The 16,048-nt window shown below is 45.3% G+C and carries 13 protein-coding genes; 4 read left to right on the plus strand and 9 right to left on the minus strand.

Annotated features, from left to right (window positions below):
- Nucleotides 1-31 precede the first annotated feature (31 nt).
- Genes HUO09_RS09865 through HUO09_RS09875 form a run of 3 tightly spaced genes read right to left on the minus strand, consistent with a single transcriptional unit; the run spans nucleotide 32 to nucleotide 2,996 of the window.
- The gene (locus HUO09_RS09865) at nucleotides 32-985 is read right to left on the minus strand and encodes a LysR family transcriptional regulator (RefSeq protein ID WP_188233864.1); all 954 of its coding nucleotides are present in this window, start codon (nucleotides 983-985) and stop codon (nucleotides 32-34) included.
- On the minus strand, nucleotides 985-1,614 hold the full coding sequence (locus HUO09_RS09870) for a response regulator transcription factor (RefSeq protein WP_188233865.1): 630 nt from the start codon (nucleotides 1,612-1,614) through the stop codon (nucleotides 985-987). Before HUO09_RS09870 ends, HUO09_RS09865 begins: the two co-directional genes overlap by 1 nt.
- Complete coding sequence (locus HUO09_RS09875; protein ID WP_188233866.1) at nucleotides 1,611-2,996, minus strand: cache domain-containing protein; 1,386 nt, start codon at nucleotides 2,994-2,996, stop codon at nucleotides 1,611-1,613. The genes HUO09_RS09870 and HUO09_RS09875 overlap by 4 nt, the downstream gene beginning before the upstream one ends.
- 205 nt (nucleotides 2,997-3,201) lie before the next feature.
- On the opposite strand from HUO09_RS09875, the gene HUO09_RS09880 reads away from it, so the two are divergent.
- From HUO09_RS09880 to HUO09_RS09890, 3 genes are all read left to right on the plus strand, one after another.
- Nucleotides 3,202-4,272: a TRAP transporter substrate-binding protein gene (locus HUO09_RS09880; RefSeq protein WP_167412714.1), complete on the plus strand. Its 1,071-nt coding sequence runs from the start codon at nucleotides 3,202-3,204 to the stop codon at nucleotides 4,270-4,272.
- Between the two features lie 66 nt (nucleotides 4,273-4,338).
- Nucleotides 4,339-4,881 (plus strand): TRAP transporter small permease subunit, encoded by a 543-nt coding sequence (locus HUO09_RS09885; protein ID WP_188233867.1) that lies wholly within the window; start codon nucleotides 4,339-4,341, stop codon nucleotides 4,879-4,881.
- Nucleotides 4,868-6,253, plus strand: a complete 1,386-nt coding sequence (locus HUO09_RS09890) for a TRAP transporter large permease subunit (RefSeq protein ID WP_167412716.1) — start codon at nucleotides 4,868-4,870, stop codon at nucleotides 6,251-6,253. Before HUO09_RS09885 ends, HUO09_RS09890 begins: the two co-directional genes overlap by 14 nt.
- An 81-nt stretch (nucleotides 6,254-6,334) precedes the next feature.
- On the opposite strand, the gene HUO09_RS22545 is transcribed toward HUO09_RS09890, so the two are convergent.
- A complete protein-coding gene (locus HUO09_RS22545; protein ID WP_188233868.1) occupies nucleotides 6,335-7,633 on the minus strand; it encodes a PAS domain-containing methyl-accepting chemotaxis protein in 1,299 nt (432 codons plus the stop codon).
- Between the two features lie 469 nt (nucleotides 7,634-8,102).
- Nucleotides 8,103-9,101 (minus strand): branched-chain amino acid aminotransferase, encoded by a 999-nt coding sequence (locus tag HUO09_RS09900; protein WP_188233869.1) that lies wholly within the window; start codon nucleotides 9,099-9,101, stop codon nucleotides 8,103-8,105.
- A gap of 319 nt (nucleotides 9,102-9,420) precedes the next feature.
- On the opposite strand from HUO09_RS09900, the gene sbmA reads away from it, so the two are divergent.
- Entirely contained in the window at nucleotides 9,421-10,629 is a 1,209-nt protein-coding gene (gene sbmA, locus HUO09_RS09905; protein WP_373563689.1) for a peptide antibiotic transporter SbmA, read from the plus strand.
- Between the two features lie 132 nt (nucleotides 10,630-10,761).
- On the opposite strand, the gene HUO09_RS09910 is transcribed toward sbmA, so the two are convergent.
- The 4 genes from HUO09_RS09910 to HUO09_RS09925 are packed head-to-tail and all read right to left on the minus strand — an operon-like array spanning nucleotide 10,762 to nucleotide 16,030.
- Nucleotides 10,762-12,003 (minus strand): allantoate amidohydrolase, encoded by a 1,242-nt coding sequence (locus tag HUO09_RS09910; protein ID WP_223159385.1) that lies wholly within the window; start codon nucleotides 12,001-12,003, stop codon nucleotides 10,762-10,764.
- 10 nt (nucleotides 12,004-12,013) lie between these two features.
- The gene (locus tag HUO09_RS09915; protein ID WP_167412721.1) at nucleotides 12,014-13,264 is read right to left on the minus strand and encodes an alanine--glyoxylate aminotransferase family protein; all 1,251 of its coding nucleotides are present in this window, start codon (nucleotides 13,262-13,264) and stop codon (nucleotides 12,014-12,016) included.
- A 1-nt stretch (nucleotide 13,265) separates the two neighbouring features.
- Nucleotides 13,266-14,831 (minus strand): gamma-glutamyltransferase family protein, encoded by a 1,566-nt coding sequence (locus HUO09_RS09920; protein ID WP_188233870.1) that lies wholly within the window; start codon nucleotides 14,829-14,831, stop codon nucleotides 13,266-13,268.
- Nucleotides 14,828-16,030: an amidase gene (locus HUO09_RS09925; RefSeq protein WP_188233871.1), complete on the minus strand. Its 1,203-nt coding sequence runs from the start codon at nucleotides 16,028-16,030 to the stop codon at nucleotides 14,828-14,830. Before HUO09_RS09925 ends, HUO09_RS09920 begins: the two co-directional genes overlap by 4 nt.
- Nucleotides 16,031-16,048: the final 18 nt, after the last annotated feature.

The following is a 16,048-nucleotide window of genomic DNA, read 5'->3' on the forward strand; positions in this document are numbered from 1 at the left end:
ATAGAGATTGTGAATTTCGAATCTGAAACAATCATTGGCATTGACGACTATTTTCGTTTCGCATTGAGGCGACGCGTTCCAGTAGATACTGTTTGAAGCGAACGCAACGTTCCGGCATCGGCGCTCGGGGACGATACAAAAGGTCGATATCAAAACTGGCACATCGGTAGTCAGGCAAAATCTGAATCAGGTCACCACTTTCAATACATTTATGCACCAGTGAATGAGGTAAATACGCGATCCCTGCATGCGCCATTGCAAAATCAAGCAACATTTCACTGTTGTCACACTCTAAAGTGTCCTGAATGGTGACAAACTCTTGCTTGCCATTCAGTTCGAAACTCCAGCGGTTTCCACCCAACAACGTCCTTGCATACAGGCAGCGATGCTGTGATAGAAACTCCGGCGTTTCAGGCATGCCGTGTTGTTGCAAATAGTTTTTAGACGCACAAAGATAAAGTGGCTCGGTGAGCACTCTCTTGCGTACAAGCAGAGAATCAGGAGAAATATCGCCGTCGTAATTCGCTGTCGCTCTAAATGCGAAATCGATAGTGAGCGGATCAAAATCCCCCGCTTCGATGAAGATTCGAAAGTGCACCTGTGGATGCTTTTCCATATATTCCGCAACAATTTTCGTCAAATACTGGCGAGCAAACAGTGGCGTTGAAGATATCTTAATTTCTCCTAGCTGCTGAGCAGCTAGATTCTGTACTTCTTCACACAGATTATTGATGTCTGGCAATAGAGGAGACATTCGCTCATAAAGCAGTTGTCCAGCTTGAGTAGCCACCAATTGACGAGTACTTCGCTTGACTAACTCGACAGACATCGCCTCTTCTAGCTCTTTCACCCAACGACTTCCGGCTGCAGGAGAAATCCCTTGCTGTATCGCAGCTTCTCGAAATGAACCGGTTCTCAGTACCGCACAGAAAAAGACAATTTTGTCTAAGATAGGCTGGCGGCTGGACAGCAATTTACCCGTCATTAGCTTACCAACCCTTTATCTAATGCGAGCTTAACCAGCGCTGCTGTGGATGTGGCACCGAGCTTTTTCTTAATTCTCAACCTATGTGTTTCAACGGTTCTGACACTGATGTGCAAGGTGTCTGCAATATTTTTATTGCAAGCCCCATTGACTATGAGCTTGAGAACATCAAACTCACGTTTGGACAGTTCATCGTCTTTTGGCTCTGGCTTGTCGTTGATTTGTTCAAGTAGACGGTCGGATGCTTGAGGGCAAAGATAAGAACGCCCCTGAGCAACCTGATTGATTGCCATCACCAGCTCTTCAGAACCGACATCTTTTAGCACATACCCTTTCGCTCCAGCTTTCACCGATCGAACCACATAGTCTTTGCTGTCGTGCATCGACAACATGATGACCGCCGTTTGCGACTTAGACTGGGACAACTTCTCTAACATCTCAATACCATTCATATTGGGCATATTAATGTCCAACAAAAGCACGTCTGGTTTGAGTGTTAATGTTGCTTTTAGCGCATCCGCACCGGTCCCGACGCACGACAATATTTCAAGGTTCTCTTCTCGTTCCAAACGTGATTTCAAACCGTCCTGCATCAAGCGATGATCATCGGCAAGTACCAATTTAATCATACAAACTCCATATTTAAGCTGACGCGAATTTCTGTACCTTCGCCCGGAATGCTCGATACAGCAAACGTTCCGCCAATGGCATGAATACGATCCTTCATATTCTGTAACCCCATGTGTTCCAAATTTGGTTTATTGCGTTTACCCGGTTTTACTATAGTGGGTGCGATACCGATTCCGTCATCACTCACGGTTAAAATCAGCAGTTGCCCTTCACGCTGCATAATGATGTCGACACCTTGTGCCTGAGCGTGTTTTTCTACGTTATGCACCGCTTCCTGAATGACGCGATACAAAGTAGTTTCAACCTCTTGCAGCATCTCCACACCATCAATGTCGTGCTCAAATACCAATTCAAGGTCTGTTCGTTGACGCATGTCGTTGATGTAAGCTTCAATCCCCGCAACCAAACCTAAGTCATCCAGTTGCGGAGGTCGCAAGTCGCGGGAGATCCTTCGCAGTTCAACTATCGCCTGCTCCATCACTTTCTTGCTTGCATTCAACTCGTTCACCTGCTTTTCCTGATGGAGCTCTTTGCCCACATTGTCCAGACGATACTTAGCGGCGACTAAAAGTTGGTTCACACCATCGTGCAGTTCTCGAGATACTCGCTGACGTTCGTTTTCTTGAGAGTCAACGATCTGCTGATTCAACACGCTCAACTGTTCATTGGCTAAACGTCGTATATTTAGATTTAAAGAAGCACCTAGAGCAGCAATGACAGAAATGGAAATAAGCATAACAAAGAACAAGGCACTGCTAGTTCTGCCTACGTTTTGATCGTAGCCGTTTTGCATGTGGGCGACTTGATGTTCGATGTCGTCGAGATACACGCCGGTCCCAACCATCCATTGCCATTTATCTAATGAAATGGCGTAACTGAGCTTGGGCAATGGTTCTTTGGTTGACGGTTTGTGCCATAAATAATCAACAAAACCGCCACCGGCTCTACCCACTCGAATCAGTTCTTGTAACAGTTTCTTGCCTTTAACATCTTCGACTTCCCACCAGTTAAGACCGATCCGTTCGGGTTGATAAGGCAACACAATCGCGTCACCTTTCCAGTTATAAGCAAAAAAATAACCATCCACGCCATATGTTAACTGGCTCAACTTTTCAGCAACTATCTGCTTCGCATCTTCATCGCTTAACGACTCATCTTGGTAGTAAGGCATGATACTTTTCACTGCCATTTCTACGTACTGTTTCAGTTCTTGTTTTTTCGCGGCCAGTATATTGTTTCGTGTTAGTTGAACTTGGTCTTCAACTAATTGTTTTGCTTGGCTAAAAAGAATAGCAGCGACAATCGCCACCACAATAATCAAGGGAACAATCGACAATAAAATGATGTTAACGGTTAGCTTTCTGTTCCGAACAAAGCCCATATTTGCTTCCAATTCTTATACGTAGTTTTACGGATTCTCTTCGCTGATAACTGCACAAACTACCGACACAATTTGCGCAATTTCACCAATAGAGCATCCGTTTACCCCTGCTTATACTCAGCTCAAATGTAACATCCATTTAACATCATTAAATACGAAACGTTCACATTTATTCGCACATAAAAAACCAAACAAGGATTACGTTATGAACTTGAAAAAAGCTGCCATTGCAACTGCCATTGCTTTAACGTCAGTTGGACTCTCGCTAAGTGCACACGCTGAGGACAAGAAGATCCTGCTCAAAACCCCTATTGCGTTTGGCAGCCACTTGCCTGCATTGGGCACACCGATTCAATGGTACGCAGACCACATCAGCCAAACGTCTGGTGGCACGATAAAAATGAAGATTTATGAACCGGGGAAGTTGGTGAATCCCGCTGAAATTTTAGATGCAGTATCAACGGGTAAAGTGAACTCTGGTTATTCAACAGCAGGTTACTGGCAAGGTAAACTGCCTGCTTCAGCGCTATTTTCTGCCGTTCCTTTTGGCCCTGAGGCGGGTGAATACATGGCTTGGATGTATTTCGGAAACGGCTTAAAACTTTACCAAGAAATGTATGACCAAGGTGGTTACAACGTAAAGGTTCTGCCTTGCGCCATTATTTCACCTGAATCTTCAGGCTGGTTTAGAAAACCGATTGAAAAGCCTGAAGATTTGAAAGGCTTAAACATGCGTTTCTTTGGCTTAGGTGCTTCCGTGATGGAGAAACTTGGAGCCGGTACAGTGCAGCTTCCGGGAGGCGAAATCTTCGGTGCACTTGAGAAAGGCGCTATCGATGCGTCTGAGTTCTCTCAACCAGCCATTGATGAGCGCTTAGGCTTCTACAAAGTCGCTAAATACAACTATTTCCCAGGCTGGCACCAACAATCCACCATCTTTGAACTGCTGATTAACAAAGATACGTGGAACGAAATGAGCCAAACCCAGCATGACGCTATTGAAACAACCTGTATGGCATCCATGACCTACTCCATTGCTGAAGGTGAAGCGATGCAGTTCTCCGCGATGGAAAAAGCCAAACAGAATGGCGTAGAAATCCGTTACTGGAACAAGGAGATGTTGGATCTGTTTAAGAAAACATGGTTAGAAGTGGTTGAAGAGAAAAAATCTGCGGATCCTTTCTTCGATAAAGTTTGGGCAGACCTAAGCACATTCCGTCAAGGATATGCTTTGTGGCAAGCGAATGGTTTCCTACCACGCGCAACTCTAGAGTAATCCTTATATAAATCGGAAATACGGGCTGGATTCGAAATCCAGCCCTAATCAGGCAAGGAGAAAGCAATGAGTAAGGTGTTATGCTCAACCCCACCTATCCCTGTTTACTACCACATCGAAAGAATCGTTCAGTCTGCGAGTAAATTTATTGCTTGGACCAACGTCATTCTTATTGGTGTAATTGTTCTTCAAGTCATTCTGCGCAAAGTGTTTTCTAACGGTCAGATTACCTTAGAAGAACTGCAATGGCATCTGTACGCCACCGCCGTTATGTTCGGTACGGCTTACGCACAAGTCCGTGATATGCACGTGCGGGTCGACCTTTTCTACCACAAATTTAGCGAGCGCAAGAAAGCGCTGATTGATTTGTTAGGCCTGCTACTTTTGGCTGCGCCCTTTGTGATTGTGGTGATTATCCATTCTTACGAATTCACCTATGAGTCTTGGCGTGTCAATGAAAGCTCCGCTTCTCCGTCTGGCTTACCTTTTCGCTGGCTGATCAAAAGCGTTATTCCAATCAGTTTCTCACTGCTATTGCTTTCAATGCTGGCGAAAGTGCTACGCAATTTAGAAATCATTTATAAAGGAAATAACCATGGAACCAAATGAGTGGATTGTCATCGCGATGTTTGGCTCGTTTATCTTGCTTTTGTTTACCGGAATTCCCGTAGCCTATGTCTTGGGTGGTATTGGCGTCTTTTTCGCGGGCGTAGGATACCTCGCTGATATTTATCTCGATACGTTTACTGGATTAAATTTCACTAGCCTAGGTTTAGTGGTGAATCGTATCTACAAAATCATGGATAACTGGATTTTGGTTGCGCTTCCTATGTTTATCTTCATGGGTAACATGCTTGATAAATCAGGGATCGCCGAAAAATTGATGGCTTCCATGCAGGCTCTGTTTGGGAAAGTTCATGGCGGACTTGCGGTGACTGTAATGGCAATAGGCATTATTCTCGCCGCTTCCACTGGTATTATTGGTGCTTCAGTTGTTTTGTTAGCGGTGATGTCATTACCAACCATGATGCGTCAAGGGTATCACCTACCTCTTGCTCTCGGCACAGTCGCGTCTGCAGGTACATTAGGGATACTCCTTCCACCATCAATCATGTTGGTGATTATGGCTGACCAGCTTGGCTTGTCTGTTGGCGACCTGTTTATGGGTGCCATAATTCCGGGTCTGCTTTTGGGGCTGTTTTATATCATTTACATCTTGATTGTCGGCAAGATGAACCCTATTAAAGCTCCGGTTCCGGAAAACATTCAGCCTGTTGAGTGGAACTTGATTCTGCGCGTATTTAAGGACATCACACCCACTGTACTGCTCATTTTTGTTGTACTAGGTTCTATTTTTGCCGGTATTGCGACACCAACTGAAGCCTCGGGCATTGGTGCACTGGGGGCAACATTACTTGCGGCCTACAACAAGAAGCTCAATTTGAAAGTGGCGAAAGAAGTAGTGCTGGCATCTTATGGCACGACAGCCTACATCTTTATGATCTTTTTAGGCGCATCGTGTTTCGCACTGGTATTGCGCGAACTGGGTGGTGACGAGCTGATCGAAAGTTTCCTAAGTGGATTACCATTTGGTCCGTACGGCATTATTGCGTTTATTTTGATGATCGTTTTCTTCCTAGGGTTCTTCTTAGATTGGATAGAGATAACCTTAATCGCGCTACCATTACTTGCACCTGTGGTGAAAAGTTTAGGTATCGAGCTTGACGGCCACGGCGTGGTTGATGATCCGTCACTGGTTTGGTTTGTAATGCTGGTCGCCATGGCGCTTCAAACCAGCTTCCTAACACCGCCAGTGGGATTTGCTCTTTTCTATCTTAAAGGGGTTTGCCCAGAAGGCGTAACCTTGAAAGATATCTACCGTGGCGTAGTACCCTTCATCATTATCCAGTTGGTGGCTTTGGTTTGCTTGGTTGCTTGGCCGCAATTGGTGCTGTGGTTCCCTAGCGTAGCGTACGGATAATCTAAGGCGTCAATGACAGCAAAAGTAAAAGCCAGCGAAATAATCGCTGGCTTTTTATCTCAATGAGAGAACTGCACGAAACTAGTTCTCAGATAAACGCATAACGGTTTTTGATACATTTTCCGCACCACGATAGATTTCATCCATGACTGCCGACACCTCTGTTATTTTATCCTTACCCATACCAGAAATACTTGCCACGTTTTCCATTGAAACTGATAGATCTTCAGTCAACTTTTGGTTGGCACTGACCACACTCGCGATATCTGCAGTCGACTGACTGGTTCTCGATGCCAACGTTCTAACCTCATCAGCTACCACAGCAAATCCTCGTCCCTGTTCTCCGGCACGTGCGGCTTCTATCGCTGCATTAAGAGCCAACAAGTTGGTTTGCTCTGCAATGCCTCTAATAATCGAAACGATATTAAAAATGTTCTGAGACTGAACATTCAACATTTGTACTTTTTCTGAAGTAACACGTACATCGTCAGCGATTTGTGTTGAGATCTCGACAGAGTCATTCAAAAGAGCGGCTCCTTGCTTTGCAATTTGTGAGGTTTCAACAGACGTTGACAATGCGATTTCTGATGCCTCTTTAACAGCGAGGTTCTTATTCACTTCATGTGTTATGTTTGACGCAAATTTAATGATTTTTGTCACTTTACCGAAGCGGTCTATCACTGGGTTATAAGTAGCTTCAAGCCAAACATCTTGACCATAGCTGTCCTTCCGTAAGAATTGACCGGATTTAAAGATACCTTTGGCTAACTCTTCCCAAAAGCGTGGGTTCTCTTGATAGAACTCGCTATGACATAACGTTCTGTGGTGCTGTCCCTTTATTTGCGACAACTTGTAACCAAACAGACTTAGGAAGTTTTCGTTTGCATCAACAATGTTTCCTGATGGATCAAATTCGATCACTGCTTGTGAACGGTTTAGTGCGTCGATAAGGTTCGTTTGTGCTTCATCCTTTAAACGCCGCTCAGTAATATCAGAGGCTATCTTCATAATTTTAACAACTTTACCAGAGTGCTTAACTGGAAAATACGTTGCCTCTAACCATACAGTTTGACCACTTTTCCCTACTCGCTCAACAGCTCCAGACTGAGGGATACCATTGGCGAGATCTTGCCAAAATTGGGCGTATTCTTTCGATTGACTAATGTTTTTGCTACAGAAAATGGAATGATGTTTGCCTGTGATTTCAGCGAGTTGATAACCAACAACGCCAAGAAACAGTGAATTAGCGGTTAAAATATCTCCGCTAGGAGTAAACTCTATCACAGCAACGCTGTCACTAATTGAAGCGAATAATGAATCGCGTTTTGCGATTTCTTCATTTGCATTTTGCAATGCCATTTTTGATTTTTTGCCAAACATACATATCCCGTCAATGTGAATAGTAGTAAAAGCCCTTTCACAAATCATTTCTGGAGCAAAGCTCAGAAATATAGAGAAAGGAATGAGTTAGTCATCCATATAAGTAACTTATTGTTTAGTCAGTTAAAAAGTGACCAAGCCAATAACAGGAAACCTCAAAGCCATTCTTTCCCAGTTTGGCTTAACCTGTAACGTTGACGAGAACTAACAGCAATTGATATACCAATTATTAACATTCACTTTTAATAAACTGGTGTGATGATTATGATTAAACAAAGGTAAGTGACAGAATTTTATAGACAAATAACTATAAGCAGCCGCACATGATGGGGATAATGTTGTTTGTAACTAAATATTAACAACCAAATAAAGCATCATAAGCCGGGTTTTAGGGATGAAAAACAAAAAAGCCAGCGGAATAATCGCTGGCTTTCTAATGGTTTAGTTTCTAACTATTGGCTAGATTGAACTAAGCAATCTTAGTTAGCCAGTTATGCGTATCTGGCGCTTTGCCCCACTGAATGTCGTTCAGTGCTTGGCGAAGTTTCTGTGCAATTGGACCCACTTCACCATTGCCTACTTTCACATCTTCACCGTTGTGAATCAGAGTACCTACAGAGGTCAGAACCGCTGCAGTACCAGAAAGCATTGCTTCTACGCCCGGTTTCGCTGCGCGCTCTAGAAGTTCTTCTACAGATACTTCACGTTCACTTACTGTCATACCCAGATCTTTAGCGATAGTCAGGATACTTGAACGAGTGACACCGTGTAGGAAGCTAGAATCCAAAGCTTTAGTGATAATTTCGTTGCCATCAACCAACAGGAAGTTCGCTGCGCCTGTTTCTGTAATGTAGCCGTTTGGACAGAACAGAACTTGATCCGCTTTGTATTTTGTTTTCGCTTCTAATGTTGGAGAAAGCGCGCTTGCATAGTTACCGCCACTCTTAATCATACCCATGTGAGGAGCGCAACGTTGACCCGTTTCGTCTAGGAGTAAGCGCAAAGCTGTAGCGCCACCAGCAAAGTAGTCACCCACTGGAGAAAGCAGCACATACATCATCGAAGATAGTGATGGAGCTGCCGCCTTACCAACCGCTGCTTCTGTACCAATATGAGTTGGACGAATGTACATAGAACCCGGAGGCGCTGGTACTTCTGATGCAAACTCAGCAACAACATCAACGATCATCTTTGAAAGCTGTTCTTTGTTTACTTCTGGTAGAGAAAGCAGTCGGCTGCTTTGCGCAAAACGCTCGACGTTCTGGTCCATTCGAAAGACGTGCACGCTACCGTCTTCATGACGGAATGCTTTTAAACCTTCAAAACACGTACTTGAGTAATGTAAGACGTGCGCACCTGGGTGTAGAGAGATGCTGTCAGATGCTACGATCTCTGCGTCTGACCATTGATTATTTTCGAATGTTGCTAATGCCATCTTAGGCATGAATACAGTACCAAAAGCCGCCATATGTTTTCCTACAAATAAATTACTACTAAAGATAAGTCCGTTAAGTCTGGGCTGGCGATGTGAGATGCATGTCCAATACTTAGTGTTCTGATACTAAAACAGATTGAACCTGTAAGAAAAGAGGTTTGTTGGATTAAATACTCATTAACACCAATTAATAGTTTTTTTACAAATCAAGCCATGTCTAAAATGGTTTAAATTACGATGTGTATAAAACTAATCGTATTTTATGCGGTCAGTAATATACTGAAATCAAAGATACCCTGACTCAAATTCTTAAAGGCTGGGTATTGCGTGTTCTCATCAAAAGGAAGTTGCCGTGTTTAGTTCTTTTTTTCCAAAACCCAAATTGTTTTTTCTGAGCTTTGTTCTTTGGGCTCTCGTTTGTGTTATTGGCTGGTATACCGTTATTGAGGATCTTGGCCCTCACCTTAGTCTGGCTCATATTTTCGGTATCGATTACCCACCAGCATTAGCTGAAGGCGCAAGTGAGGCGGCCACGGCAGAATTTCAAGCCGCGACACAGTCCGCGATTAATGCTTGGCTCTATCAGTTTATGACGCTGTGCTATGCATTGTTTATTGGTGGCTGGATGATGCTCGGCGGACAAAAGTGGGCAAAATGGTCAGTACTTGGTTCAGGCTTGATTGTGTTTATCACTTGGTTCCAAGTGGAAGTCAGCGTCATGCTAAACGAATGGTACGGTGACTTTTACAACCTGATTCAAAAAGCATTAACAGCGCCTAACAGTATTACCCTCGCTGAGTTCTATTCTGAGCTTTCCACGGTAATGGTACTGTTGATGATCGCGATTATGGTGGCAGTAGGCAACGCCTTCTTTGTCAGCCATTTTGTGTTCCGTTGGCGCACGGCTATGACCGAGCATTACACCTCAAGGTGGGAACATGTGCGCCATATTGAAGGTGCTGCGCAGCGTATTCAGGAAGACACTATGCGCTTTGCCAGCATTATGGAAAGCTTAGGCGTTCGCTTGCTCAACTCTATTATGACGCTGATCGCCTTCCTGCCCATTCTTTGGGGCTTGTCTGGTTACGTTACGACCCTTCCGTTTGTTGGTGAAGTCCCTCAAGCGTTGGTTTTCGTCGCTATTATTTGGTCAATTTTTGGTACTGTACTGCTTGCTTTTGCCGGTATCAAACTACCGGGCCTGGAATTTAACAACCAGAGAGTTGAAGCGGCGTATCGTAAAGAGCTGGTTTACGGTGAAGACTATGAAGACCGCGCGCACCCACTGACGTTGGAAGAGCTGTTCGGTAATGTTCGCCAAAACTATTTCAAGCTTTACATGCACTATGTGTACTTCAACGTAGTTCGCTACGGTTACTTACAGTTCGGTGCATTTATTCCGTTTATCGCACTTGCTCCGTCGATCGTTGCTGGCGCATTTACTCTGGGTGTAATGCAGCGAATCATGAATGCGTTCAACCAAGTAGAAAACTCTTTCCAATACTTGGTGAACTCATGGACCACGAATTGTAGAGCTGCTTTCTATCTACAAACGTCTTAAAGCGTTTGAGCACGCTTATGAAGCGAAAACCGCGAGTTTAATTGAAGCAAAAGAAATCGGTTAAGCCAAAAAAGAACCCCACTCATGTGGGGTTCTTTTTATATCTTGTTGAGGGTGAATAACCCGTTTTAATCAAACGTTAAAGCTTTTAATCATCTCAATAAAACAAGTCAAGCCAATCTCTACATCTGACGTTAACACCTGTTCTCTAGGGTTGTGACTGATGCCTTTTTCACAGCGAATAAACAACATTGCCGTGTCGGTCAAGTCAGCCATTACCATAGCGTCATGTCCTGCTCCACTCGGCAGAAAACGGGCAGACGACTTAGTGACTTTTTCAATCGCAGAAGCCCACTTCTGCTGGAGCTTGTTGTTACATTGAACCGCTTTTGCTTTGTAGATGTTTTCCCCAACAAAAGTGAGTTTTCGTTTCTTAGCAATCTGTTTGAGCAGTACCAGCATTTCATAGGTTGCGTTTTCTAACGCTGACTGAGATGCACTACGGATATCAATTGTAAATTTCACTTTGGCAGCAATCACATTAACTGCTCCTGATACGATTTCACATTTGCCCACCGTTGCTACAACGCCTTGGTCTTTGGCTAGTTGCTCAATCGCTAAAATCATTTCAGCAGCGCCAGTCATCGCATCTTGACGTAAATGCACAGGAACAGTTCCAGCATGCCCAGCCATACCAGTCACTTCACATTGAAAACGCTTCGCTCCGGCAATACCCGTCACCACTCCAACAGCTAAATTCTCAGCTTCAAGTACCGGACCTTGTTCAATATGCGCTTCCAGATAAGCTTGTACCTCTTGCGCCTTACGTGCATCACTGCCCGCTTTTGCTGGGTCAAGACCAAACTCTCGCATCGCCTGTGCCATGGTGACACCGTTCGCATCAGCCACCTCTAGCCAGCTCGGGTCGAAACAACCCGCGGCTGCACTCGAACCAATTAACGTGGTGTTAAACCGTGTGCCCTCTTCATCAGCAAAGGCCACAACATCGATGTGAAACGGAAAGCTCTCCTCACGAAGCGCCGCCAGTGTTTCAATCGCTAACAGAACTCCTAAATTACCGTCGTATTTACCAGCGTTAACGACGGTGTCACTGTGAGAACCTAAGATCAACGTTGGCTTAGTTGGGTTCGCTGAAACTTTTCTGCCCCACTGGTTACCAACGCTGTCTTGCCAAGTTTGTAAACCTGCTTGTTGCATCCACTGTGCGAGTTGGTCATGTGCCGCGCGATGTTGAGGCGTTAAATACGCACGCGTTAAGCCCGTGTCACTCTCGCTGAGTGAAGCTAGCACATCTGCTTGCTCCATAAGTCGTGCAGCGCGACTTTGTCCTTCCATCTGATTAAGAACCGTCATACCACTCCTACTACTGATAAAATGCCATTGCCGCAGCAACAGCTTGGCCCGGATCGATTTTCGCTTTGTGCTTAATCAGCAGCGCTTCTAACGCTGCCAAAGTTGACAATACACACTCTTGGCGAGCGTTATAGCCCATAGTGCCAATTCGCCAAATCTTTCCATGCAGTGGGCCAAATGAAGTACCTATTTCGATACCAAATCGGTTTAACAATTCGAGTCGAACCTCATCACCATTCACGTTTACCGGAATATACACACCGACGACGTTATTCATCTTATAGGTTTGATTACCGAACAGCTCAAGCCCCATCGCACGTAAACCTGCAGCCATAGCATCACCCGCTTGTTTGTGGCGCGCAATAACCTTTTCAGGACCTTCTTCAAGGAAGAGTCGCGCACATTCACGAGCCGCGTATAGCATACTGGTCGCTTCTGTATGGTGGTTAAGACGTTCTGGCCCCCAGTAATCCATGATCATTGCTAAGTCGAAATAGTTCGACTGGATCATCGCATCTTCACCTTGGGTATGGTGTTCGGCACGAATACCCGCTTCAACGTGTTTGCGTCGATTGATCAACTCCGCACATCGGTCACTTAAAGTGATAGGTGCCGAACCAGAGGGACCACCGAGACATTTTTGCAAACCCGCCGATACTGCATCCAAATGCCATTCATCGACTTTAAGATCGTTACCCGCAATGGATGCTGTAGCATCACAGTAGAACAGAACACCGTGACGTTGACAAATCTCACCCATCTCTTGCAACGGCTGATTCATGGTTGTGGATGTATCACCCTGAACGGTGGCAAGTAACTTCGGTTTAAACGCTTTGATTGCTTGCTCGACTTTTTCTGCTGGACACACTTCTCCCCACTCAATATCAATGGTTTGAACCACGGCACCCACACGTTGTGCTATTTCACACAACAGATGACCAAATCGTCCAATGACTGGTACTAAGACTTTATCGCCCGGTTGAAGAACTGAAACGAGAACCGCTTCAATCCCAGAGCGCGCGGTACCATCCACCAACATAGTTTGTTGGTTTTGGGTGAAAAACACACCACGATACAGCGACTGAACTTGGTTCATGTAACCTGTCATGACAGGATCATACTGTCCAATCAGTGATTGAGAGATAGCTTGATGTACGCGCGGATACGCGTTGATTGGACCCGGTCCCATAAGCAGACGTTGTGGCGGGTTGAGCGTTTCAAAAAGATTGCCAGTTGAATGCAATTCATTATGGGCTGTCATTTTATTCTCCAAGTAAATAAGTTCCATCGCTACGAGGATCACTGGTCGCCGAGGCTTTTCCATGCGTATCAATAATGATTGCGCCAGCGTGTCCCATTAATTCGTTGTTATCAGCCACGTAAGTAACATCGTGACCTCTTTGTTTAAATTGTTCTCCGTACTGGTGATACAAAGATTCTTCTAGCCGTAAGTTATTGGTTGAGTCACCCCATGTTCGACCTAACAACCATCTTGGCAGCGCTACCGCTTCATCCAGTTCATAGCCCTGATAGTGATAACGGCTAAACAAACATGCCTGAGTTTGTGGTTGGCCTTCGCCTCCCATGGTTCCGTAAACCATTCGTCGGTCATCGGCTAACTCTGCGTAAGCTGGGTTTAATGTATGGAATGGTTTCTTACCACCCGCCAGTACATTGTGATGTTTGGCATCTAAAGAGAAGCTTTTCGAACGGATGTTCCACAATATGCCAGTACTTGGCAGCACAACTCCTGAGCCGAACTCCCAGTAAATACTTTGAATAAAGCTCACCATGGTGCCGTACTGATCGGTCGCCCCCATCCAGATGGTGTCCCCCGGCTGCGCTTGGTGTGGCCAAGGTAACGCATGTTCCATCGACACTTGCTCAGCACAACGATCAATCACCGATTCATTCAGCCACTCTTGCAAAGGTTGAGTCAGATACTCTTCATCACACACTTCTTTATCACGAATGATGAAGGCTTGCTTGGTCGCTTCTACTAATAGATGAATATGGTCAATTTCGCTTTTCGCTTGTGAAGCGAGACGATCATAAATCGCCAGAATCAACAACGAAGCCACTCCTTGAGTCGGAGCACCGAAGTTGTACAGTTTACCTTTCGAGGTATTGACACTCAGTGGTGCCATTACCTTGGCTTGATGGTGATGAAAATCCTTTAGAGTAATTGGGCTACCGGCTTGTTGAAGCTCCTCAGCGGCGCTTTGGGCTATCTCGCCACGATAAAAATCATCCAGTCCATTTTCCGCTAAGGTTTTTAGTGTATTGGCTAACGCAGAATTAGTGACAATGTCACCTACTGCCAGTGTTTTTCCTTCTTTAAGAAAGTGTTCAGCAAACGTTTTGAGCTGAGCTAATCTGCCGAAGGTTTTTTCACTGGCGTTGACTAGGCTCTGAGTCACCTCTATACCCTGCTGCGCGGCTTCAATGGCTGGGTTTAATAGTGTGTGTAAGCTGATATTGGATGAATCCAGCTCCAACGCCTTTTGCCACGCAGCAACAGTGCCTGCCATTGTAATCGCCGCGTCCCCCCCAAACTCAGGGAGTTCATCACCTCGGCTTCGATAGTGTTCAACATCAACCTCTAACGCAGCGGCGCCACAACCATCGATGGCGACAGGTGTTTGACCTTTTTTGGCAATCAACCAAAAGCTGTCACCACCGATACTGTTCATATGCGGATACTGAACAGCAATCATCGCCGCTGCAGCGACCATCGCTTCGCTTGCTGTGCCACCTTGGTCGAGAATCTTCTGCCCTACTTGTGCGGCCTTGTAATGAGGAGCTGTAAAAGCGGTTTGATATTTCATTTACTTTCTCCTTGAGCAAGCTTTTCTCCTTGGATAAGCGTTTCGCCCGTTGTAATGAGGTCTTCTTCACGGTTGGATAAGCCCATAACGGAAATACCGCATGGCCCTTCTTGCAATCCTTGCATAGGTAAATGCAATTGCGGTAAACCACTTAAGCCCGCAATACTGGTTAGACCCATAAGCTGAGTTCGGTATGTCGCAAGTGCTTCGCCATTCATCGTCAACGCTGGCGGACCTGATGGTGTGGTTGGAATTGCCCAAGCCAGTGCATATTCGGTTAGGTGATGAGTTATCAGCTCTCTGAACTCTGCTTGCTTATCCAAGGCTTGCGTATAATCTTGCTCGGAAATGGTACGTGACCATTTCACTCTCTCGAATATGGTGGGGTCTAAGCTCTCGCCATGCTGCTCAAGCCATAAACCGTGCTTCTGAATAATCTCAAAACCTTGAATGGTTCTGAACAATAAGCTGAGGTCATTCAATAGCCAGCCGTTTTCTTGCAACAGTTCACCGCATATCAACTCAATTTCAGCTTGTTCACACCAGTGTTTAAGGCGAGCTAATCGCTCTTTACTGAGAACTTGAGCACACTGATTGTCTAGATACAAATGCGTGGCGCTGCGACTTTCTGATTTTGACCCAGACAGCACACGCCAAACTTTACGTAACAAAGGCAAATCACGACTAAACACGCCAGCGGTATCGAAGCTTTTTGATAATTCAAAACAAGCGTGAAGATCAAGTGAACCGAGTGTAGGTCGAAGCCCAAACAAGCTACAATAACTGGCGGGAACACGAACCGATCCTCCGGTATCCGTCCCGATTGAAAAGTCACACTCGCTGCGCGCAACCGCGACTGCGCTGCCACTCGATGAGCCACCGGGAATGCAATCGGGAGCCACAGGGTTAACTGGCGTGCCGTAATGGATGTTCTGTCCGTTTAAGCTATACGCCAGTTCATCTGTTTGTACACGGCCAACGCATTCAGCACCATTGTTGAGCAGCTTAGATATCAGTGAAGATGTGGCTGGCGCACAGGGATGCGTCGCCAACCATTGTGGATTCCCTGCGCCTGTTTTAAAGCCTTTAACATCAAACAAGTCTTTAAACACAAACTGTGTGCCGCTTAAACTTCCTCGTTCTTTGGCAGGTAAATGTTCGGGCCCTTGAGAGCAATAGACTCGACTATCCTTAGTCATTTCGCTTCCTTACTTTTT

Origin of the sequence: Vibrio sp. Y2-5 (assembly GCF_014596725.1) — a bacterium.
In the GTDB taxonomy this organism is placed as follows: domain Bacteria; phylum Pseudomonadota; class Gammaproteobacteria; order Enterobacterales; family Vibrionaceae; genus Vibrio.

What these genes read in the sequence shown, in the direction of transcription:
- HUO09_RS09890 (WP_167412716.1), top strand. Translation starts at nt 4,868, where the DNA reads ATGGAACCAAATGAGTGGATTGTCATCGCGATGTTTGGCTCGTTTATC.
- HUO09_RS09900 (WP_188233869.1), bottom strand. Translation starts at nt 9,101, where the DNA reads ATGGCGGCTTTTGGTACTGTATTCATGCCTAAGATGGCATTAGCAACA.
- HUO09_RS09870 (WP_188233865.1), bottom strand. Translation starts at nt 1,614, where the DNA reads ATGATTAAATTGGTACTTGCCGATGATCATCGCTTGATGCAGGACGGT.
- HUO09_RS22545 (WP_188233868.1), bottom strand. Translation starts at nt 7,633, where the DNA reads ATGTTTGGCAAAAAATCAAAAATGGCATTGCAAAATGCAAATGAAGAA.
- HUO09_RS09865 (WP_188233864.1), bottom strand. Translation starts at nt 985, where the DNA reads ATGACGGGTAAATTGCTGTCCAGCCGCCAGCCTATCTTAGACAAAATT.
- HUO09_RS09910 (WP_223159385.1), bottom strand. Translation starts at nt 12,003, where the DNA reads ATGACGGTTCTTAATCAGATGGAAGGACAAAGTCGCGCTGCACGACTT.
- HUO09_RS09885 (WP_188233867.1), top strand. Translation starts at nt 4,339, where the DNA reads ATGAGTAAGGTGTTATGCTCAACCCCACCTATCCCTGTTTACTACCAC.
- HUO09_RS09880 (WP_167412714.1), top strand. Translation starts at nt 3,202, where the DNA reads ATGAACTTGAAAAAAGCTGCCATTGCAACTGCCATTGCTTTAACGTCA.
- HUO09_RS09875 (WP_188233866.1), bottom strand. Translation starts at nt 2,996, where the DNA reads ATGGGCTTTGTTCGGAACAGAAAGCTAACCGTTAACATCATTTTATTG.
- HUO09_RS09920 (WP_188233870.1), bottom strand. Translation starts at nt 14,831, where the DNA reads ATGAAATATCAAACCGCTTTTACAGCTCCTCATTACAAGGCCGCACAA.
- HUO09_RS09925 (WP_188233871.1), bottom strand. Translation starts at nt 16,030, where the DNA reads ATGACTAAGGATAGTCGAGTCTATTGCTCTCAAGGGCCCGAACATTTA.
- HUO09_RS09915 (WP_167412721.1), bottom strand. Translation starts at nt 13,264, where the DNA reads ATGACAGCCCATAATGAATTGCATTCAACTGGCAATCTTTTTGAAACG.